This window comes from Spongiibacter thalassae, from assembly GCF_012272835.1.
Classification (GTDB): Bacteria; Pseudomonadota; Gammaproteobacteria; order Pseudomonadales; family Spongiibacteraceae; genus Spongiibacter; species Spongiibacter thalassae.
The window spans coordinates 1-22,024 of sequence record NZ_JAAWWK010000005.1 but is presented as its reverse complement, the minus strand read 5'-3'; the positions used below and the strand labels follow the sequence as shown (position 1 = coordinate 22,024).

Here is a 22,024-nt window from a genome sequence, read left to right as displayed (position 1 = left end):
TGTCCCCGTTTTTGCGGGGACAGACCCCGGTTAAAGGTGCTGGACAGGTGCAGCCGGTCATGTCACGGTTAGGCCCTCGCTAAAACAGCCACCATGGACAGGCATGAAGACCAAAGACAAGATTCTGCTCACCAGCCTCGAGCTATTCAACACGGAGGGCGAGGCGAACGTTACTACCGTCGATATTGCCAATGAACTGGATATCAGCCCCGGCAACCTGTACTACCATTTTCATGGTAAAGAAGAGATTATCCACGCGCTGTTCGCCGGCTTTGAAATCGAGCTGATTGATATCCTCGAAGCCCCGCTGGAGAAAAATCTGGCGCCTCAAGATGCCTGGTTTTATCTGTATATTGTTTTCGAGCACCTGTATAAGCACCGCTACCTGTACCGTAATCTCAACGATATTTTGCTGCGCTACCCTGACATCGGCAAACGCTTCGGCAAACTGCTGGACTTGAAATTGCGCGCGGTACAGGCCGTGGCAGAGGAGCTGATCGCCGCAGAAATTATTGATATCGACGAATCACAGGTAGCTCGACTGTGTGACAACGTCACCCTGAACCTGACGTTCTGGCTTAACTTCAACAGTTTGCGCAACAACCACCAGGACGACAGCGACGAAATTATGATTCACCGGGGTGTGTTTCAGATTATGTCCCTCGCGGCCCCCTATCTCGCCCCGGCGTTCCGCTATTTCTACGAAGAGTGCAGCGCCATGTTTGAAGTGCTAACCGCCACTGATTGACCCGGCTGTCAAGCCTCGCAGGCCGAGCAAAGTTTCTGCATAATGGCTCGCTTTAAGCCAGTATCGGATTCAATAATATGAGTGCCATTGCCAACCGCATCGCCCAGGAACTCAATGTTCAGCCTACTCAGGTCAGCGCTGCCATTGCGCTGTTAGACGAGGGCGCGACCGTACCGTTTATCTCCCGCTACCGGAAAGAAGTGACCGGCGGACTGGACGATACTCAAATGCGCGACCTGGAAAGTCGGCTGGCCTACCTGCGGGAACTGGAAGACCGCCGAGCGACGATTCTCAACAGCATTCGTGAACAGGAAAAACTCACCCCCGAGCTGGAACGGGATATTCTCGCCGCCGACAGCAAGAACCGACTCGAGGATCTCTACCTTCCCTACAAACCCAAGCGCCGCACCAAGGGTCAAATCGCCCTGGAAGCGGGCCTGGGGCCCCTCGCCGACACACTGTTTGACGACCCCAGTCAGGACCCCGCCGTGCTCGCGGCGGACTTCATCAATGCCGAGCAGGGCGTCGCCGATATCAAGGCCGCTCTGGACGGTGCCAAGTACATACTGATGGAGCGCTTCAGTGAAGACGCCAACCTGCTGGCCAAATTGCGCAACTACCTGTGGGAGAACGGCCAGTTGTCCGCCAAGGTGATGACAGGCAAGGAACAGGAAGGCGCCAAGTTCCGCGATTACTTTGAACACAGCGAACCGCTCAAAACCACCCCCTCTCACCGGGCACTGGCCATGTTCCGCGGGCGCAACGAAGCGATACTTGCGCTGAGTATTACTGCCGGAGACGAGGACAGCACCAGCCACCCCTGTGAAGTCATGGTTGCCGAGCACCTTGGCATCAAGGACCAGGGCCGCCCCGCCGACGGCTGGCTGAAAGAGGTGGTACGCTGGACCTGGCGGATCAAACTCTACACCCATCTGGAAACCGACCTGCTGGGCAGCCTGCGCGAACGGGCTGACGCCGCCGCCATTGATGTGTTTGCTCGCAACCTGAAAGACCTGCTGCTGGCCGCCCCTGCCGGACCACGTCCAACTATCGGACTCGACCCTGGCCTGCGTACCGGCGTGAAAATCGCGGTACTGGATGCCACCGGCCAGGTACTCGACCACGGCGCGATTTTCCCCAACCAGCCACAAAACAAGATTGCCGAGTCTGCAGCCGTGCTACTGTCGATGATAAAAACCCACAACATCGAGCTGATTGCCATTGGCAACGGCACCGCCAGCCGCGAAACCGAACGCTTTGTGAAAGACCTGCTCAAAGCCCACCCGGAATTGAACTGCGCCAGCGTCATGGTCAATGAATCCGGCGCCTCGATCTATTCCGCCTCGGAGTATGCCGCTAAGGAATTCCCTGACCTAGACGTGACCATTCGCGGTGCCATTTCCATTGGCCGACGGCTGCAAGACCCGCTGGCCGAGCTGGTAAAAATCGATCCCAAATCCATCGGTGTTGGCCAGTACCAGCACGATGTATCGCAAACCGCCCTGTCACGCAGCCTTGAAGCGGTTGTCGAAGATTGCGTAAACGCCGTCGGCGTCGATGTAAACACCGCCTCTCCCGCACTGTTGTCACGGGTGTCGGGTTTGAACCTGTCGATTTCCGCCAATATCGTCGACTACCGCAACCAGCACGGCGCCTTCAAAAGCCGCGAGCAACTGCTGTCCGTCAGCCGCTTTGGTGCCAAAACCTTTGAACAGGCGGCGGGCTTCCTGCGAATTATGGGCGGCGACAACCCGCTGGACGCCTCGGCTGTTCACCCGGAGTCGTACTCTGTCGTTGAGAAAATCGTCAATCGCTGCGGTCGTGAAGTGCACAACCTGATTGGCGACAGCCGCTTCCTGAAGAGCCTGAACGCAGCGGACTACGCCGACGAGCGCTTCGGCATCCCTACTATCAGCGATATTATTCAGGAGCTGGACAAGCCCGGTCGCGACCCCCGCCCGGACTTTAAAACCGCCGAATTCAAAGACGGCGTGGAAAAGATCTCCGACCTCGAAGCGGATATGATTCTGGAAGGCGTGGTCACCAACGTGACCAATTTCGGCGCCTTTGTCGATATCGGCGTCCACCAGGACGGTCTGGTGCATATTTCAGCCCTGTCCAATACCTTCGTCAAAGACCCCCACACCGTGGTCAAAGCCGGCGACATCGTTAAGGTCAAGGTGATGGAGGTAGATGCCCAGCGCAAGCGCATCGCCCTGTCCATGCGTCTGGAAGACAAGGCCAGCGAACATCAGGCGGAAGGCCGCGGCGGCAGTAATCGCGAGCGCCCGAGCAAAGCCCAGCGCAACCACAGCACCAGCCAGCCCGCGCAAAACGCCACCATGGCGGCCCTGTTCGCTCAGGCCAAACAAGGCAAAGGCGGCCGTCTCTAAACACCGGGGTCTGTCCCCGGGGACAGACCCCGGTTCAGGGGCAGCTTGCCGGGGCGGGGCCTGAACCCGCTTCGACACTGAGGGCGATAATTTCCGCAGCGCTTTCGGCAAAGGCCCTGTCGGCAGACAGGGCCTGGGCACGGCTGATCGCCGCCACTGCGGCATCGTGACAACCCGCTGCCTGCAGGGCATAGGCGTAGTTATTCCACAAACTGGCAGAAGGCTTCAGGGCCAGCGCGGCGGCAAAGGCCTCCACCGCAAGAGTGACGTTGCCACTGTTGTAGGCCGCATTGGCCTGTGCCATATGGGCCAATGCGGAATCAGGCCAGGTTTCGACGGCGGCGGTGTAATAGGCCATGGCCTGCTCACTGTGGCCGGTTTCCTCAAAGGCGTGGGCCGCTTGAATATACGCCAACGGCTCAGCACTCGCGGGACGTATCTCCGCATCGACGGGCACAATCGCCCAACTATCGGCACGCTGCCAGGTCGCCAGAAAATTGCCCAGCGTTGTCGAATAGTGCGCGCGACTGCCGGAGTGCAGATAAATAACCTGCTCTGTCAGATCGTAGCCGGTTGCCACCGCATAGTGCCATTTTGGCCACCAGCTCAGCCCCAGATTTTGCAGCACCATCACCGGGTTGCCCGCCGCGAGTTCATCCAGCAGGGCGTTGATACCTCCCTTCAGCGGATAGGGCAACAAGCCCTGACGTCGGGCAGCAGCCTGCACTTCAATCGTCAGGCTACCCTTGCGTCCGGGAATAAAGCTCTGCCGGGCAATGTCTTCCTGCGAGCTAGCGATGCCGCGATAGGCAGCAATCGACGACAGCGCCGCCGGGCCGCAGTAAAAGTCCTGCTGAGCCACAAAGGGCACATCAATTAAAGCACGGGATTCAACATCGGAGGTCAGTGTGGGCACAGTGCTACACGCACTGAGCAGAACAAGAAAGGCCGACAGCGCGGTGCAGCGCCATCGGCCAAAACGGTTAATTCGCGGGGTGAACAAAGGGGAATACGTCCGTCACACCGAGAATGTCAGTGATAAAGAATATCAACACCAGCAGCGCCAGCAGACCCACCGCGCCGGAACCTGCGGGCAGTTCGTCCATCTGCGCATGCAGGGTCGCCAGCTCACTCGCACTCAAGGCGTCGATGCGTGCATCAACCTCTTCCGGCGAGACACCCAGCGAGAGTAGGCGCTCACGTACATTCTCCTGCTGCAGGGCTTTTTTCAGCTCGGCCTTGTCGTGATCCAGACGCTGCTCACTGATAACCTCGCCGGTACTTACCATGGCCGCGGACGCCGCAGTGGTGAACAGTCCTGTCCACGCTACCAATGCGCAGAGTAGCAGCCCCATAAACCGGGTGCTGCGCTTTGCTCGTAAACTGTGGGTTCGCAATTGTACTGTTTTCATAGCCCTTCCCTCTCTCGACTCAATGGATGATCGCTTTCTGAAAATTGGCTGGAGTTACGGAGTATTTGCGGCGACATCAAACTGAAGCTCGCCGTCTTTTACCGGAATTCTTGCTCCTGGCTCATGGTCCATCACAATCGTTTCCGTTTGTTCCCCGAGCTGATAAGTCACCCGATAGCCGGTGACCCTCTCCTGCGGATCTTGCAGCGTCTGACAACGGCGCTCTGTACGGGTTTGGATGTTTTTGCGCTGCATATCCTCCTGTACCCGTTTACCAGCATAGCCGCCGGCAGCGGCACCGGCCACTGTGGCCAGTTTTTTACCATTGCCGCCACCCACCTGGTTGCCGACAACAGCACCGACAATCGCGCCGATAACCGTGCCGGTTACCTGATTCGTGTCTGCAGCAGGCGCTTGCTCCTGAATCACCTCGTCATAGCACTCTTCACGGGAGACAAAATAGGTCTCGGTCAGCGGCTTCACCGCCAATACCTCGGCAAACTGCGCCTTTGGCTCGGCATATTGGTAAGCCGTATAGCTGCCGGTTGCTGTGATAGCCGCAAGCGCAATACCACCACCGACTAAAAAAGCATTGTTCATGGGGTAACTCCTCTGTGATCTGTGTAGTAAGACCCATACCACCCGGACTAGTGCCCTGATTGGGGTGGGAATAGTTCACACATTGGCTGAGTGGGGGCGGCTGGATGGGGTCAGTCCCCTGTAACAGCGGGGACAGACCCCAGGGCAGGCACGGAGTAAGGGGGCTGCCCCCGAGGAAGCATAAAGGCCGGAAGGAGTAGGGGTCTGTCCCCGACTCACAGGGGACTGACCCCGGCTAGATCAAACACACCAGATAAAAAAGCACCTCGCCCATCTGCTGGGCCGCCCCGAGAGCATCACCGGTATACCCGCCTATGCGCTTACGCAGGTATGCCGCGAAGCCCAGTCGGAAAACCACCAGAGCAAGGGCCGCAACGACAATGGTTTGCAGCGGCAGCAGCGGCAACAGAATCAGTACGGGCATACCGGCGAGCAGGTATTGTCGAAGATCGATACGCGTGGCCAGCGGCTTGGATTTACCCTCCCCGCTCACATAGGCTAAATCCAGCAGGTAGGATATGGCCAACCAGCGACTGGCCACATGAGCGAAGATCATCGCCGCAGCGACTTGCGCCGACGTGTCCAGCGCCATCAAGGCAGCAGCCTTTAGCGCCAGCACGGCGAACAGCCCCGCCGCGCCATAACTGCCGATGCGTGAATCTTTCATGATGCGCAGCACATCGTCCCGGCGCCAGCCCCCTCCGAAACCATCCAGGCTGTCGGCAAGACCATCTTCATGAAAGGCACCGGTTAGCAGCAGGCCAGCTGCCATGGATAACAAAACCGCCACCGAGCGATCATTAAACAGATATTCCCCAATGAGGTATGTGGCGGCAGCAATTGCACCTACCACCAGTCCCACAGCGGGAAAATATAATGCAGCACCATCCAGTTTTTTTTGGGAAAACTCAGGATCATTCGGCACAGGTATTCGGGTTAAAAACCCCAGCGCCAACAAAAAGACCTGCCATTGATACTTTAATACCGACACGCCCTTACTCCCCGATTCAGCATCGCAGACTAAAATACTGTGGATAAGCGAAACAACATTTTCTATGGCCCATAAAAAAATATCGCCTCAAGAGAGGCGATATTTTACACGGGATTAAACACAACGCGCCGTTTAAATTTCCAGCTTGCGCCAATCCACTTTCAATTCGCTGGCCCAGGCTTTGATGGTCTTATCCACCTGCGGAGCGCGGGTTTCTGCAATCTCACCGGTATTCGGGTTTTTGAATTTACGCAGTGGACGTGCTGCCTGCTTTTTACGAGGCTTTTTGGCAACGGCTTTAGCGGCAGGTTTGGCGGCAGCAGCAGGCTTGCGACCACGCTTGGCGGGCTTGGCCTTTTCTTCACTGGGGGCACTGTTCAATATTTCAAGCAAACCTTCAGTGGTTTGGCCGTGTTTTTTCATCAACGCCTGCAAATCAGAAATAAACTTGAATTTTTGATCAAGCGCTTTGTGTTCTTCCTGCAATTGTTTTTGAAGCGTAGAAATATCCATAGATTACCTTATGACGATGTACTGATTAATTGGATTGAAAATATAAACCAAGCACCCTTTAATAATGGGCTTGTCTGCTGCGGCGCGGATAATACCATATGTAGAATATTTATCACCCCGCAATAAACGTGGCCTGCGGGACACTAAATTCTTTGCACCGAATATTAAAATCAGTTTAAACACCGCTTTAAGCAATCATTAGCGCAGCGTCGAATCGGGAAATATCACCATAAAATAATTGGAAAAATAGCCTTCTGAAGCCTACTATTTCCCCATAGGACAAAGCTGCATCGTAAAGTGCACCGCAGAATAACAATTTCGAACAGCTTTCAGGATCGAATAAGGGCTAGTGTGCCCCATTACAGGAGTAATACCATGACATCCAGCACCCCCTTCCGCCTCAGCGGGCTCACAGCCCTCTTGTTAAGCGGTGCTTCCGCCGTGTCTGCCATGCCGGGCAACCTGCCCGCCGGCGCAGAGCTTGTCACTCGAGGCAGCTATACCGGCTTTTTCAACCCTAGCTTCTCCAGCAACCCCGCCATGCTTCCCGTGGCGCTGGGCGACAGAAGCTACTCTCTGGGCGGCTTCTCGCTACCGGCCTTTGCTCTCGAGATTGGTCAGGTTGATAACCTGGCAGAACAGTTCGACAGCATGGAAGAGGCCCTCGACAACGCAGAGTCCAGCAACAGTGATGGCGGCGAAAATGTCACCCAGGATGAGGCCGATGCCATCAAGGCCGAGTTTGACGCCTTTGTTGCCGAGCTCGATGAGAACGCCTACGTGGCCTTCGACGTCGCGTTGCCGCTGCCCGCGCTGCCGGTCATGTTCAAAGCCTTGGGTGGCACCATTGCGGTCAACGCGGAAGCGAGTGTTGGCGTGAACATTCAAGCTCTGGGCGATGAACTGCGCTATAACCAGGCCGACGAGGAAATCGAAACCGACACCTCGCTTTACGTACGCTCCGGAGAATTTACCCGGATTGGCGTTAGCTACGGTAAAGAAATGGGCAAATTCGCCATCGCCGGTAACGACTTCGACGTGAACGTCGGTGGCCGCCTGACACTCACCAAGGCCAGCCTTAGTCGTCAGGTAATTCGCATTGTCGACGACAGCGATGACGAAGATGAATCCGCCTTTGACCGCGCAGAGGAAAACTACGACGAGAACAAGGAAGACACCACCACCCTGGGCCTCGATGTTGGTTTTGCCCTGCACAACAGCAAATCCCATTTCGGCGCGACCATTCGCAACCTGATTCCCCAGGAATTTGATTACGCCGACATCGGTATCGACTGCGGACAAAAGCCTACCGAGGGTCAGCAGGCCGACTGCGATGCGGCGGCTAATTTCGAAGGTCGTATTAACCTGCGCGACAGCTACGAGCTAGAACCCCAACTGGCACTGGAAGCCAGCCATACCATCCACGAATCCGGGCTACGGGTTTTCGGTGGACTGGAAGCCAATTCCGTAGAAAATGTTGCCGGCCATGAATACCAGTGGGCTAGCATTGGCCTGGGCTATGTCGGCCCATGGTGGCTGCCCGGCGTTCAAGTGGCTTATCACAGCAATCTTGCTGGCGAAAAACTCGACATGCTCTCCCTCGGCATGCAGCTGTTCAAAGCCGTCAACCTGCAAGTCAGCCTGTCTCCTGAAACCGCTGAAGTGGATGGCGACGACATATACCGCTCTGCGGCGGTGTCGCTGACCTTCGCCACCTCCCTCTGAGTACAGCGAGCGGGCGCTCAGCCGCCCGCTTTGCGCCCAGAATCAGTTCACGCCTGATAGAGAAAATAGCATGCTTACACTATCGACAAATTTTTTGCGCGCGGGGTTTGTTGCACTCGCTATTGCCGCCCCCATCGTCAGTATCGCCGAAACCACGAACAGCACTCGACAAAGTTTCTCCTTCCTCGGCATTGGCCCCACCTTTGTTGATTACGAAGAAACGACTACCCCCAGCGAAGATCTGAATGTGCGAAGCGACGCCCATGGCACGCTGTTGTCACAGCGAAGCGGCGCCTATGTGGCCTACGACGATGACTGGGGGTTCTACTTCAATACCACCTCCTACATCGGCACCAACACCATTGATGAAGAATGGGAAATCAATGACACACTGGTGCAAGAGAATATTTTCTCGCTCAAGCGCACCGCCATTCAGCTGTTGGTGACCCGACGAGTTGAGGGCAACCACTACGCGGTTTTCGGTGGCGCCAACATCGAGAAAAGCTTTACCCGCTATGGCTGGACGTACCCTCCGCAAGACGAGTACCAGGTGCAGCGGGAAACCCGCAATATTACTGAAGATGTGTCGCAGCTAGTGGCCTATGTCGGCTACGAATACAATGAGTTCTTCACCACCAAGGAGCCCGGCTGGCGCTATCAGTTTCAGGCCCTTGCAGGACTTGCACTGTATTCGGAAACCCTGAATAACGCTGACGGCGACAACACCTTCGATGCCTCGATGGATGGCTACCTGTTCCGCTTCTCGCCGACCGTGGGTTATCAGCTAAACGAAAACTTTATGGCGGCTCTGGCGGTTGACGTTAATATCAACCGTCGCGATGAAGACCGGGTAACCTACAACGCCGAGGTCAACGGCCAGAATGCTGAAGTCACCCGGATTTTGCCGAGCAACCACTTCTGGAGCGTATCACCAACCTTCAACCTCTACTGGTCGTTTTAAAACCGATAGTGGTAAGCCAGGGAAAAGGCCAGGTGACTGGCCTTTTCCCAATCGGTATTATCGCTGCGCAGCATCAACGACAGCCCGCTAAGCTCAGCGCCCACCGCCAGTGCTCGGGATCGCAGATCAACATCGGCTGACACCAAGAATTGGCCCACCTGCTGCGAGCCACCCAATCGCGGAAACACCCGCCCGTCATAGCTGAACAGCGTGGCATTGACGGCATATTTTCCGGATAGTTGATAATCTGCCGCCAGCGCGGCACGTAATGGCATACGCTGGGTTTCGTCGCGGTAAGATTCAATTCCCGACAGAGCGGGGCGGGTTTGAATTGTGCCATTTTCGTCGAAGCTGACATTGTTGCTGGTCAATCTGGCGCGAGTGTAGGTCACGCCCTCCCACTCCAGCCGGGTCAACACGTCCCGCAGCATCAGCGAAAAGCCAAGCTGAGCGGTCGGCTGGTAGCCCACGTCAAGATCAAAGCCGTAGCCGTGGGCACGCACCGACTCGGGGGGACGCTTTAACAGCGTGTCTTCGGAATAGATGTAATCCAGGCCGATATCAGCATCGTAGTCATCCTCGCGGGACACCAGAAAGCCCTGCATTCCACCCTCTTTCAGCTCCAGTGCCCGCAATAAATTCAAGCGTACTTTCGAGGACCACTTTGCCGCCGGAGAAAAGTAATAACTGTAGCCAACCCCATTTGCACGGATATGTTTGGCGTCGAGATACAACTGATAGACCCTGCCCTCATCCAAAGGCAGATCATTTTTGTATTGATAAGCCAGGTCGACGGTATCGCGATTAAACCGCAGGTAGTAGTCGTAGCGGGCAAACAACGACAGCTCGAAACCCCCTTCTCTATAACTCAACTCCGCTTGATTATGGGTGAAAGCAAAATTGCCATCGTCGAGCGCAGGGCCTTCCAGATCATCCAGTAGCTGCTTGATCGGGCCAATATCGCTGTAGGCCTCCACCTCAACCGAGGCCGAGATTGTATATTGCTCCTTCGCCACAGCGGGAAGCACAAGCAGGCATGCCACGCCGAGTAACCCGGCGCGAGAGGGAAAAGTCAGATGCAACACATTGGCCTCTTATAACAACGCATAAAGAACATGAAGCATCGCGCACCGCGCAGATCAACACAAGAGCAGAACCTTCGCTTGCAGGGCAAGCTCCTACAATGTAGGAACGCATCACCTGTGGGACCCAGCCTTGCTGGCGAACATTCACGCAATGCAAGACGAAAAAAGGGGCCAACAGGCCCCATCATTAACCCGGCGCTGAATCTACAGGGCAAAACTTTCAAAGGTGCCGTCGGTATAGGTCACTGTCAAAATACCGGCATCTTCATCCAGTTCGGCGTATTTGGTCCCGGCGCTTTTAATATCGCCACTCACTGTCTCCTGGGCAATTACGCGCATGACAACGCCATTGTGATTGGTGACATTCACTGTACGATTTGCGGTGCGGCTGTTGTAATCAAAGGTCAGTGCCCGGCCATCTTCATAGGTAAAGTCCAACTCCAGCTCACCATCTTCCAGGCCATTGCGGTCTGCGCTGAATGCCATGCGCATATCGTCGCTGACGCCGGCCACATCGAGGTTCAAAATCACGCTGAAGCTCACCTCGGCAAAATCGCTGTTGGTGTCGGTATCCACACAGGTTTCGCTTTCTTCATAGGTAGAAAAGCCGAAGTCCCGTGGGCCGTAACTCGACTCCACATCGCAGGTCACCGAATAGGCACCCGCAGTGAAGCTCATGCTACCGGTAAAGCTTCCCGATGGCGCGCTCAACTCGCCGGAAAGACTCGCCGTAAACTCATTGTAGGATGTCGTTTCGGTGTAAGTCTCGGAATCGGAATAGGGCTCTGTCGGGCCGTAGCTGTTCTCATAGTTACCGGCAGTGGTGCTATTGAGGCCCGTCAATGACATATTCATCGAGCCCGTGAACGCAACAGGGTTGGCTGCTTTCTCTGTGATGGCCACATCGATAACAAGACTGGCAGAATCCAGTGTAAACCTGTCACTCCATTCATCGGTTTCAGAGGTCGTTCCGGCGTCGCTGGTTTGCTTGTAGGTCGATTCGTCGTTATAGCTGAATTTGGCCACCAACTTGGATCCAGACTTTAACGTCATTGTTACCTTGTCGGTTTCCGCGGAGCCCGACAGTGCCACCTCGCCATCTCCGCTACCGGTATACGTCTCTGTTGTAGAACCGTCGGCATTACTGGTAGACGTCATATTCTCTACCATATTCCCCGCATCCACGGCCGTTGCGGTCACCGCCACGGTAACCGTCTCAATCACCACATCCTGATCGACACTGTAGGACACCGTATTACCCGACGTCGTAATTGCCACGGTGATGCCATTTTCGCTATAGCTGGTTAACGGGGTGCTGCTATTTTCATAAGCCTCGATTGCGTTGCCGATGGCCGTTCCCGCCGCTTCCAACGCGGCACTTGTCACGTCAAGATCAGCGGCCAGCAACAGCTCTGTCGCCTCCACCTCATCCCGGAAGGCTGCCTGGCTAGTAGTGGGCGTAAACATGTCTGACGCCGCTATCAAATCGCGAATTTGCGACACCATCGCCTTGGTCGCAACGAGCCCCTGCTCGCCAATATTGGCGGGTACATTGCCCTGCGTACTGGCGGTCGAGCCATTGGTCTGGGCATCTGCCTCTGCCGTCGTCAGCACCGTTTTGACTTCGTCTTTTGCCGGCGCACCGGACAACTTGTCTATCAACAACAGGGCTTCTTCGAGCGATTCCTCAACCGTCACCGCCCCGCTATTCACCTCTTCCCGGTCAGCAAGCCCCTGGGCAAGATAATCTGAACTCAGTCCGTCCAGCGCGGTGTCAATGGCATTACCCTTGCCCTGAGTTACCGCAGCCCCCAGCAATCCCGAAATTTTGAGGCTGTTTTCCAACGCGTTTTTGTTTGCATTACCCAACGCGGTTGGATTCGTCAGGTCAACCTGAGGCGCATCCACCAAATTAAGGTCACCGATTCCAAAGCGGTTGGCAACCTTTGCGTTTGACGCAATAACAACATCTTTGAGCACATTGGTGTCATTGGACTTCACGTCCTGCAGAGCCAATAACGCGGCCATTTTAGTGATCGCATTCAGATTCGCGGTGAGCTTCAAGCCGCCACCCTCTGCACGGGTAATAGCGCTGGAGCTCGACGGCGTCGGTGATTGGCGAATCACCACCATGCCAGAGAGACTGATCGTCGGGCGATGACTTTCCCCGTAACTTACTGCTGCATTGCCGTCGCCATCTCGCTCGCACACGGGCAAGCCACAGAGCACCTCTGAGCCATCGCTGGTCAATTCAACCAGCACCGCGTCACCCTCCAAACCACTAAAACTGATGGAATAATCCTTGTTTTCAGAGGTTGTCACTTCGTCGGTATAAGCCTCACCTCGCTCACCGTCTTCGGTGACCCGGTAGACATTCACCACACCGCTGAGCGCGGAACCCGCCAACGCCTGGCCACTGATTTCGACATCCACCGGCTGAGGTCCAACAGGCAAGGCAGGCCCATCGCTGCCCCCACCGCCGCCACAGGCGACTAATATTGAACTCAAACTTAATGCCGAAAGCAGGCGATGCTTCCCAAAAGATGTTTGCGCCATCTCACTCTCTCCTTGTAGTTTTTTTGGTCGCTTATCAGATGCTCCCACCAGGAAGCCAATTCTTGTTATTAGAGTAGTAATTCCAACTGGCTTAGGACCAGACACGATAACAAAAGGAGAGAAGGGAAAACGAATGGTGGCAGTCCCTACGCCAACTTGCGAAACCGAATCCTTGGACAGTCATGACAAACGTTAGAGTTATTTTTAGCAGTGATTTAGTGGCTAGTCAATTTTCGGGGGATTGAGCCGAGGCCAGTGGAAGTGAGCCCTGTTCATGAACGACTGCAGTACCTCACCCATTCGCTTGCAGGGCAAGCTCCTACATCAACACCCAATCCGTGGGAGCGAGCCAAGCTCGCGAACGACCACAGCACCCCACCCATTCGCTTGCAGGGCAAGCTCCTACAGGTGTTGATCTATCCATATAGCATCCCACAAGCCGTAATCTCGAACGGAATCAACCAAATCAGCTCGCAACGGATTCGCGACAATATACCGAGCAATAGCAATCACGTCCTCGTCCCGCCTTACCGCGCGATCATGAAAACCCGCCTGCCATACCTCCCCTGCCACACCCAGTTGCCGCAGTTTTTTGGTGGCAACCGATTTCATTTTTTGCACACAACTTGAGAGGCTTTCACCACCATCAAGCTGCACAAGCCAATGGATGTGATCCGGCATAACGACGTAGCTCAGCGTGGTAGCATTAACGGCCATCATCCCGCAGACGACACAGCGACCGTACAGCCAGAATGAAAAAATTTTGCGGCGTTTATGTGTCGTGGAGGTAATGAGATAGCAGCGGCCCATTTCACTGACTCGTCCGCGCCGCAGTCGGTTGCTATGGGCCATCCGTGGCTCCTTAACATTTTCAAGCGTAATAGGTCGGGCCCTGCGGGAGAAGGTCATGCACGGCACATCGACAACTTCGCTTGCAGGGCAAGCTCCTACATCAACACCCAACCCGTGGGAGCGAGCCCTGCTCGCGAACGACTGCAGCGCCCCACCCATTCGCTTGCTGGGCAGGCTCCTACATCAACACCCAACCTGTGGGAGCGGGCCCTGCCCGCGAAAATCAGGCCCTCCCGGATACTTACTTCGGCGCTCTTCCGTAGCGGTCTTCAAAGCGCACAATATCATCTTCACCCAAATAAGAGCCCGACTGCACTTCAATCAACTCAAGCGGGATGACCCCGGGGTTCTCCAAAGCATGCACCACACCTACCGGAATATAGGTTGATTGGTTTTCTGTCAGCAGGATTTCCTTATCACCATTGGTAACCTTGGCCGTACCGGAAACGACAATCCAATGCTCCGCGCGGTGATGATGCATCTGCACCGACAACTTGGCGCCGGGTTTCACTGTGATCCGCTTAACCTGATAACGTTCACCATTGTCGATCGAATCATATACACCCCAGGGGCGGTGCACATGACGGTGGTGCAGCACTTCATTGCGGTCGCTCGCCTTCAACTGCTCGACGATTTTCTTCACCTCTTGTACCCGGTGTTTATCGGCGACCAATATGGCGTCGTTACTTTCGACCACCACTACATCTTTCAGGCCGACGGTGGCCACCAGACGGTGCTCCGAGCGAATATAGCTATTATGGGTATCGTGGCTCAGCACATCGCCAAACAGCACATTGCCGTCTTCGTTGGCGTCACCCACTTCCCACAGTGACGACCAGGCTCCTACATCGCTCCAGCCCGCCGACAAGGGCAGCACAACCGCACGGTCGGTCTTTTCCATTACCGCATAGTCGACTGAGTCATCCGGACACGCCATAAACGCGTCTTTACCCACCCGCAAAAAATCCACATCACGCTGCTTTTGTTGCCAGGCCTGCTCACAGGCGGCATAAATATCCGGACGATGCTGTTTTAATTCATCCAGATACACATTTGCGGCGAACATAAACATGCCGCTATTCCAGTAATAACCGCCGTCATCAAGGTAAGACCGGGCCGTTTCGGCATCGGGTTTTTCTACAAACTGCGCAACATCATAGGCTTCGCCCGACGCCGCACCGCGCTTGATATAACCATAACCGGTGTGTGCCGACTCCGGCACAATGCCAAAGGTAACGAGTTTGCCTGCCGCGGCCTCAACCCTGGCCCTGGCCACCGCCGCCTGAAAGGCCGGCACATCGCGAATCAAGTGGTCCGCCGCCATCACCAGCATAAGGGGCGACGACTCTTTCTCCAGTAATTCAAAGGCTGCCAAGGCAATCGCTGGAGCGGTGTTGCGCCCCACAGGCTCAAGAATAATAGACCCCAGATTCGCGCCGCACTCCTGGGCCTGCTGGGCCACGATAAACCGGTGCTCCTCGTTACAGATTACCAAGCTGCCTTCGGTTTCTACCCCCTCCAGTCGAGCCAAGGTTTCCTGAAGCATGGTTTGGTCACCCGCGAGGGGAAGAAACTGTTTGGGGTAAAGACCGCGACTCGCTGGCCATAAACGGCTTCCACTGCCCCCAGCCATAATTACCGGATACATGACTTGTCCTCAAAATAATTTAGAAATGAATATCGAATAAGCTAACGTGATGGACCATAGCCATTGGGATTCTTACTCTGCCAGCGCCAAGTGTCGACCATCATATCGTGTAGTGAGCGTTGCGCGACCCACCCCAGCTGCTGCCGAGCTTTATCAGCATTGGCCCAGAAGGCCGGCAAATCGCCGCTGCGACGGGGCGCAAACACATAGGGCACCGGCTGACCGCTCACGGTCATAAAGGTATTCACCATTTCCAGCACCGACACGCCCTTGCCTGCTCCCAGATTAATCGCGTGATAGCCCGACTCTTCCAGCCTGTTTAACGCCTTGCAGTGGCCCTCGGCCAGGTCCACAACATGCAGATAATCACGAATACAGGTGCCATCGGGGGTATCGTAATCATCGCCAAATATCTGGAGCTGCTCCAGCTTACCCACCGCCACGCGGCTGATAAACGGCATCAGATTGTTGGGAATACCCAGGGGGTCTTCCCCGATAAGCCCCGAGGCGTGGGCGCCAATAGGGTTAAAATAGCGCAGCGCCACCACCGACCAGCGCTCGTCCGAGGCGCATGCATCACTAAGCATTCTCTCCACAATCGCCTTGGAAGCACCGTACGGACTGGAAGGCTGCCCCAAAGGCATGGTTTCAATATAAGGCACCGCTGCATCTGGCCCATAGACCGTAGCCGAAGAGCTGAATACCAGCTTGAACACCCCGGCGCGGGCCATCGCCCGGCACAGGGTCATCGAGCCATTCACATTACAATCATAGTATTCCAGTGGCCGCTGAACACTCTCACCCACCGCCTTCAAACCCGCGAAGTGAATGACAGCGTCAATGGCAAAGCGACCAAACACATCATCCAGCGCAGCAGCATCCCGCACATCACCCTGCACGAACTGAGGCCGCGCGCCAGTTATTTGCTCAATGCGATCCAACACCACCAGCGTACTGTTCACCAGGTTATCCAGCACCACGACTGAATAACCCTGTTCCAGCAACGCTACCACCGTGTGACTGCCTATATACCCGGTGCCGCCGGTCACCAAAATCGTCGCCATCAAATTAAACCCAAAACCTCACCCCTGAGGGAACATTCCATACAAGCGACGCCCAATGAACCTATCAAAAACATTCACGAGGAGGCCTCGCTCCTAAAAGGCATCTATGCGCTCGCTACCACACTGCGCCCTCGGCCGATGCCATAATACGCGATACCATAACCCTCAACCAACTCAGGCTCATAGAGGTTTCGCCCATCTACAATAAGTGCATGGCTCAGGCTGTCTTTAATCAAATCGAAATCAGGGGCCTTGAATACGTTCCATTCCGTACATACCACCAATGCGTCAGCCCCGTTCAAAGCTGATTCTTTCGTGCCCATCAAGGCCAGATCCTTGCGATTGCCGTAAATCCGCTGAGTCTCGTCCATTGCCGCAGGATCATAGGCCTGCACCCTGGCGCCTGTCTCCCACAACGACTCCATCAACACTCGACTGGAAGCATCGCGCATGTCGTCGGTGTTGGGTTTAAATGACAACCCCCACAGGGCGATCACCTTGTTGCTCAAATCGCCGTTGAAATAGGCATTGAGATGGGCAAACAACTTATCTTTCTGCCGGCGATTCACCGACTCCACCGAGCGCAGCAACTCGGGCATATAACCCGCCTTTTCAGCGGTATGCACCAAGGCTTGAACGTCTTTAGGGAAGCATGAACCGCCATAGCCGCAGCCCGCATAGATAAAGGAATAACCAATTCGGGGATCAGAACCAATACCCTGGCGCACTTTTTCGATATCAGCGCCCAGCCTTTCTGCTAGATTGGCAATCTCATTCATAAAGCTTATTTTTGTCGCCAACATGCAGTTGGCGGCATATTTGGTTAGCTCCGCCGAACGCACATCCATCACGATCATCCGCTCGTGATTGCGGTTAAAGGGCGCATACAGCTCTCTCATACGCTCTTCAACTTTCGCGCTGTCGGTGCCGATAATGATGCGATCAGGACGCTGACAATCTGCCACCGCCGCCCCTTCTTTCAAGAATTCGGGGTTCGACACCACGTCGAAGCCGAAATCGACGCCGCGACCCGCCAGCACCTCGCCAACACAGGCCGATACCTTGTCGGCGGTACCCACTGGCACCGTTGATTTATTCACGATAATCCGGTGCTCGGCCATATGCTGAGCGATGGTCTTCGCCACTGCCAGCACATACTTCAAATCAGCGGAGCCATCTTCGTCAGGAGGGGTACCCACTGCAATAAACTGGATTTTGCCGTGTTTAACGCCTTGGGCCGCATCAGTAGTAAATATCAGGCGGCCCGCCTCGACGCTAGCCTTTACTAGGGATTCAAGGCCAGGCTCATAGATAGGGATTTGGCCCTGCTGGAGCTGCTTCACACGAGCTTCGCTCACGTCGACACAGACAACATTGTGGCCGACACCGGCCAGAACGGCGGCCTGCACGAGGCCTACATAGCCGATACCAAAAACGGTGACTTTCATACAACTTTAACCAAGGTAATCACATCAACAGGCTACCATATATAAGCCAATGTTGGGGAGTATCACAACCATCGAGTTCATCAGGTTTCTGCAACGCAAGCCTCCGGTAAACGCCGGCTGATTAGGCCTTCAATTGTGCGGCAGCAGCCCTTCGGTCTTGGACAGTTTTCGTCTACGGACTCGCCATCGCCTCAACTTCGACTTGCTTTCTAAATATCACTGACCAATTATATAGTGGAAACCCATTGTAGCTAGATCGTGTGGAATCTGAGTCTCTCAAATTACCACGATCACCATAACCTGCCGCTTGGTTATCGCTACCACCAGCACCGTTATGATACGCATAACTAACAATAGCATTGGGACCAATATTATCAGAAAGTGTTAATTGGACTACATTTTCCCCGATTATATCTACACTCTCGATTGACCCGTTACTATCATCTTGATAATCGAAGCCATAGTTCTTAGCCTCCCTTACCATCGTGGTGTCTAATCTTAATGGGCCAACGTTCCCCTCATACTCAATAGTAACAACACTCTCTAAACCTTTTACGCTTGCTGGTCTAAGAGGATCCCACATACCTGTTGCGGAAAATTTACGAAATGCCTTGCTATAGTACTCGCCTAATAACTTCGTTGAATCGTTCGTTAAATGCGCTAAATCCGTATATTGAAAATGATACTTTGGACCTACAAGTAAAATTTCACCAGGATTCCCTTCATGAGCACTGAGCTGAGCCAACGGAACCTGAAACCAATCCTCGTCAACCCCTCCGTTATATCCAAAACCTCCGGCTGAAGAAGTTTGGCATATTAAAACCGGAATAGAATTTTCCTGTCCAGTTATCGCCTTCCAGTCCCTATTAATATCCTCTCGTAGCTCAACCAAATTATTTTCATAATCTAAGTTGTTATCCAACCCATCTTTCTCACCATGGATCCACACATACGACTCAACAGTCACGCTGCCAACCAAGTCGACAACTTGCTCGAGTAATCCAGTCGTATTTTCGTATGCCCCAGACTCTCCACCTTTCTTCAAGCTTTGGTAACTCATCCCTGAGCGCGCATGACCACTAAACACTAGCGTGTTATACATATTATTAGCGATGGCGTCCTCCGCTATTTCCAACATATAGCTCGAACCTACGCTTACTATATCGCCCTCTGCAAGCGGGACTAATTTATCAAAAAGTCCATTATTATCACTCGCAACTGGCCCGCCATCGAGCATCAACAAATTTCGTGGAAACGCTGGCTCATGAACACCGTTAACATACTGTGAATCCTGGCCTCCAATCGCTAACGATTGTCCGCCGATAAGATGTAGAAAATTCCGAGCATAGTCTATGTCACACCGGTCTCCGACCAAATCATGATCGCGATCGATCTGATCAGGGTTATAAACGCCTACGCAATTATCCTCGGCATCGGTAACACCATCCAAGTCCACGTCAGGACCAAAGCTCTTTGCAGATCCACCATGATTGCAACCCGCCAATAACTTCACTGCTATAACACAAAAAAGCATCGATCTGGAGACCTTAAACCAAGCCATAAATCAACCTCTATAACCGACCACCCAAACCAACTACTAACTATAAAGGACTGTCCGGGGTAAATAGGTTGCCAAACGACGCTTGCAAAGCTTTCTAATCATAACCATATTGCAAACAACGCTCGCCCCCTCCTTACCAGCCAACGCCTAACCAGCTCTCAATAGACGCTTAGGCCATACTATTGTTACAAGCCCTTCCGTAATTCTATTAGCGATCATTAAAAAGAAGAGATAATTTATCGCTTCGAGGCCCCTTGTCGGCTTTCATATCACTCACCACCTTACGCGCGATTTTTTGCGCATAAACATAACTGGGGTGATTGTTATCGCGATAGAACGCATTCAGTTTTTGCTGATTATCGCATCTACCTGTTACATCCTTACATACTAATGAGTCAGGTCTTATCACGATCGCTCTATCTGACAGATTATCCAGCAACTCATTTACACGCATGTTCTTCTTCAAGAAGACATCATAACTTGTAGATAAGGTGTCAGATTCCCCTTTATTATCAAAAGCTATCCCTTTTGCTATACGATCGGGAACAGTCCATCCAGCCTCTGGAATTTGCCCGACAAGTACAACCGGCATTCCCTTTGAAAACTCCTTTAGATAGCTTTCAACATACATGTAAATATCGTCGTCTAAATTATTTACATTGTAATGCTGGGAATTTTTCCCGGACTCGACCCCTCCTTCCTCATTGTTGTAGCGGACTCCATCCAAATACAAACGCCAGCGAGTTGATATAATCACCGGCGCTGGATTCGCTTCTATAAAAGCATATACCTCACTTTTGTACTTTTCATGGAACCCATTTTCTACGATTGGAAGCCTAGACGTACCTGGAACCGGAAAACAACCGTTCTCTGTCCATGAAATCAGACGAATCCCTTCCTTCGACAGCTCTTCCCGTAAGGCCTTCGATATAGAGGCCGCATGGGAGTCTCCGATTAAATACACATATGGAATTGATCCATCTCCGACACAGGCACTTGCGACCCTTTTTGACACTCCAACTCCGGTTACCGCACATTCATTAATATCTTGCCACCCGCCTTCACTTGCTTGCAGTACCTGTATAGTCCGCTTGTCAAACCGATCGCTAATACCATCGCCCTGCCACATTACAACACCAAGGACTAACGCCACCGCCATCCCCGCAAAACTGAATTTGAACACACTCTCTCTGGATATAGCCTTCTTGTTTCGAAAAGGCGCCTCTACATACTTCCAACTAAAATACGCCAATAGCATTGAAACAACCGAGAGAGATAACATGGCAAGTATGTTCAGATCACCCTCAAACCTATGTCTCGCAAATGCAAAAACGGGCTGATGCCACAGGTACGCGCTGTAACTTATCAATCCAGTACCGACAAAAACAGGAGCACTTAATAGTTTCCCAACTCGGGTATCGCTCGTTCCGAAGCAAATTAAAAACGCTGTACCCAATGTCGGAACCAAAGCATAAAAACCCGGAAAGGGGGTGTGCTCATCATAGAAAAATATCGACAAGAGAACCAGAATTAGCCCTGCAGCGGATAATGCGTTTCGAATACCACGGGGTAGTGGGTTACATGCGTACTTTCGTAGATAGAGAGTACAAAATACACCAACAAACAACTCCCATACCCTAAAAGGTAATAGAAAAAACCCTGCGACTGGCTTATTAATAGATGCCCATTCTGCCATCGCAAAACTAACCAAAGTGACTACAACCAGCAGACCTAAGAAGAAAGACTTCCACCGCCGCCAAAACATCATGGCAAAAATCGGGAAAAAAATGTAGTACTGCTCTTCAACAGCCAAGCTCCACGTGTGTAAAAGAGGCTTTAACTCATTCACGCCACCGAAATATCCCGACTCTTGCCAAAATAATATATTGGACGAAAAAAGACTTACAAATACTATACTTTCAGAGAAGTCGTTAAAATGATGAGGCAGCAACCAAAACCACGCGAAAGGCAAAGAGCATACAATTACGAAAAACAAAGCTGGAAGTATTCGTCTTGCGCGGCGTTCGTAGAACGTAACTATACTAAATTTTCCGTCATCAATTTCGTCAAGTATAATAGTCGAGATGAGATACCCGCTAATAACGAAAAAAACATCCACCCCAACGAAACCACCGCCAAAAACAGTAATTCCAGCGTGGAATAATATAACGGGGAGGACCGCTATAGACCTTAACCCATCAACCTCTCGCCTGTAATCCATCTACACGTTCCTAAATATATTAATAAATAACCTATGTTAATATTCGGGTTAATCTTTATGGCGTATCAAGCGGAATGTAGAATATACACTGTTTCCGTAATTCTCCCCGATACTTCGGCTTACTTGACCTGCCCCCAAAATCTAAGCCAACCGCTGCTTAGCAAAGTCCATTAATGCGATCGTTTATTGATCGCTTGCTTTGCCCCCCTATCCCGTTCGGTATGCTGCCGCAAATTCAGACGGCGT

The 22,024-nt window shown here is 53.3% G+C and carries 17 protein-coding genes; 4 read left to right on the top strand and 13 right to left on the bottom strand.

Annotated elements, in window-relative coordinates:
* Positions 1-103: 103 nt before the first annotated feature.
* On the top strand, positions 104-748 hold the full coding sequence (locus tag HCU74_RS13470) for a TetR/AcrR family transcriptional regulator (protein ID WP_168450961.1): 645 nt from the start codon (positions 104-106) through the stop codon (positions 746-748).
* Positions 749-825: 77 nt separating this feature from the next.
* The gene (locus HCU74_RS13465) at positions 826-3,141 is read left to right on the top strand and encodes a Tex family protein (RefSeq protein WP_168450960.1); all 2,316 of its coding nucleotides are present in this window, start codon (positions 826-828) and stop codon (positions 3,139-3,141) included.
* Positions 3,142-3,175: 34 nt separating this feature from the next.
* Here HCU74_RS13465 and HCU74_RS13460 read toward each other — a convergent pair whose 3' ends face one another.
* The 5 genes from HCU74_RS13460 to HCU74_RS13440 form a co-directional block, all read right to left on the bottom strand.
* Positions 3,176-4,144: a PA2778 family cysteine peptidase gene (locus HCU74_RS13460; RefSeq protein ID WP_168450959.1), complete on the bottom strand. Its 969-nt coding sequence runs from the start codon at positions 4,142-4,144 to the stop codon at positions 3,176-3,178.
* Positions 4,125-4,553 (bottom strand): PA2779 family protein, encoded by a 429-nt coding sequence (locus HCU74_RS13455; protein WP_168450958.1) that lies wholly within the window; start codon positions 4,551-4,553, stop codon positions 4,125-4,127. The genes HCU74_RS13460 and HCU74_RS13455 overlap by 20 nt, the downstream gene beginning before the upstream one ends.
* Before the next feature lie 54 nt (positions 4,554-4,607).
* Entirely contained in the window at positions 4,608-5,153 is a 546-nt protein-coding gene (locus tag HCU74_RS13450; protein WP_168450957.1) for a glycine zipper 2TM domain-containing protein, read from the bottom strand.
* A gap of 235 nt (positions 5,154-5,388) precedes the next feature.
* The gene (locus HCU74_RS13445; RefSeq protein WP_168450956.1) at positions 5,389-6,144 is read right to left on the bottom strand and encodes an adenosylcobinamide-GDP ribazoletransferase; all 756 of its coding nucleotides are present in this window, start codon (positions 6,142-6,144) and stop codon (positions 5,389-5,391) included.
* Positions 6,145-6,276: 132 nt separating this feature from the next.
* Complete coding sequence (locus tag HCU74_RS13440) at positions 6,277-6,657, bottom strand: hypothetical protein (protein ID WP_168450955.1); 381 nt, start codon at positions 6,655-6,657, stop codon at positions 6,277-6,279.
* Positions 6,658-7,032: 375 nt separating this feature from the next.
* On the opposite strand from HCU74_RS13440, the gene traF reads away from it, so the two are divergent.
* Positions 7,033-8,382, top strand: a complete 1,350-nt coding sequence (gene traF / locus HCU74_RS13435) for a conjugal transfer protein TraF (protein ID WP_168450954.1) — start codon at positions 7,033-7,035, stop codon at positions 8,380-8,382.
* A 70-nt stretch (positions 8,383-8,452) separates the two neighbouring features.
* Positions 8,453-9,343, top strand: a complete 891-nt coding sequence (locus HCU74_RS13430) for a hypothetical protein (protein ID WP_168450953.1) — start codon at positions 8,453-8,455, stop codon at positions 9,341-9,343.
* On the opposite strand, the gene HCU74_RS13425 is transcribed toward HCU74_RS13430, so the two are convergent.
* From HCU74_RS13425 to HCU74_RS13390, 8 genes are all read right to left on the bottom strand, one after another.
* Positions 9,340-10,428 carry a hypothetical protein gene (locus HCU74_RS13425; protein WP_168450952.1) on the bottom strand — a complete coding sequence of 363 codons (1,089 nt, stop codon included), beginning with the start codon at positions 10,426-10,428 and terminating at the stop codon, positions 9,340-9,342. The genes HCU74_RS13430 and HCU74_RS13425 overlap by 4 nt on opposite strands.
* A gap of 204 nt (positions 10,429-10,632) precedes the next feature.
* Positions 10,633-12,984 (bottom strand): hypothetical protein, encoded by a 2,352-nt coding sequence (locus HCU74_RS13420; RefSeq protein WP_168450951.1) that lies wholly within the window; start codon positions 12,982-12,984, stop codon positions 10,633-10,635.
* Positions 12,985-13,386: 402 nt separating this feature from the next.
* Complete coding sequence (locus HCU74_RS13415; RefSeq protein ID WP_168450950.1) at positions 13,387-13,836, bottom strand: REP-associated tyrosine transposase; 450 nt, start codon at positions 13,834-13,836, stop codon at positions 13,387-13,389.
* A gap of 241 nt (positions 13,837-14,077) precedes the next feature.
* Positions 14,078-15,484: a mannose-1-phosphate guanylyltransferase/mannose-6-phosphate isomerase gene (locus tag HCU74_RS13410; protein WP_168450949.1), complete on the bottom strand. Its 1,407-nt coding sequence runs from the start codon at positions 15,482-15,484 to the stop codon at positions 14,078-14,080.
* Positions 15,485-15,525: 41 nt separating this feature from the next.
* Complete coding sequence (gene galE, locus HCU74_RS13405; protein ID WP_168450948.1) at positions 15,526-16,548, bottom strand: UDP-glucose 4-epimerase GalE; 1,023 nt, start codon at positions 16,546-16,548, stop codon at positions 15,526-15,528.
* Positions 16,549-16,652: 104 nt separating this feature from the next.
* Entirely contained in the window at positions 16,653-17,996 is a 1,344-nt protein-coding gene (locus tag HCU74_RS13400; protein ID WP_168450947.1) for a UDP-glucose dehydrogenase family protein, read from the bottom strand.
* 172 nt (positions 17,997-18,168) lie between these two features.
* A complete protein-coding gene (locus HCU74_RS20490) occupies positions 18,169-19,557 on the bottom strand; it encodes a hypothetical protein (RefSeq protein ID WP_168450946.1) in 1,389 nt (462 codons plus the stop codon).
* A 208-nt stretch (positions 19,558-19,765) separates the two neighbouring features.
* A complete protein-coding gene (locus HCU74_RS13390; RefSeq protein WP_168450945.1) occupies positions 19,766-21,778 on the bottom strand; it encodes an acyltransferase family protein in 2,013 nt (670 codons plus the stop codon).
* Between the last annotated feature and the right edge of the window lie 246 nt (positions 21,779-22,024).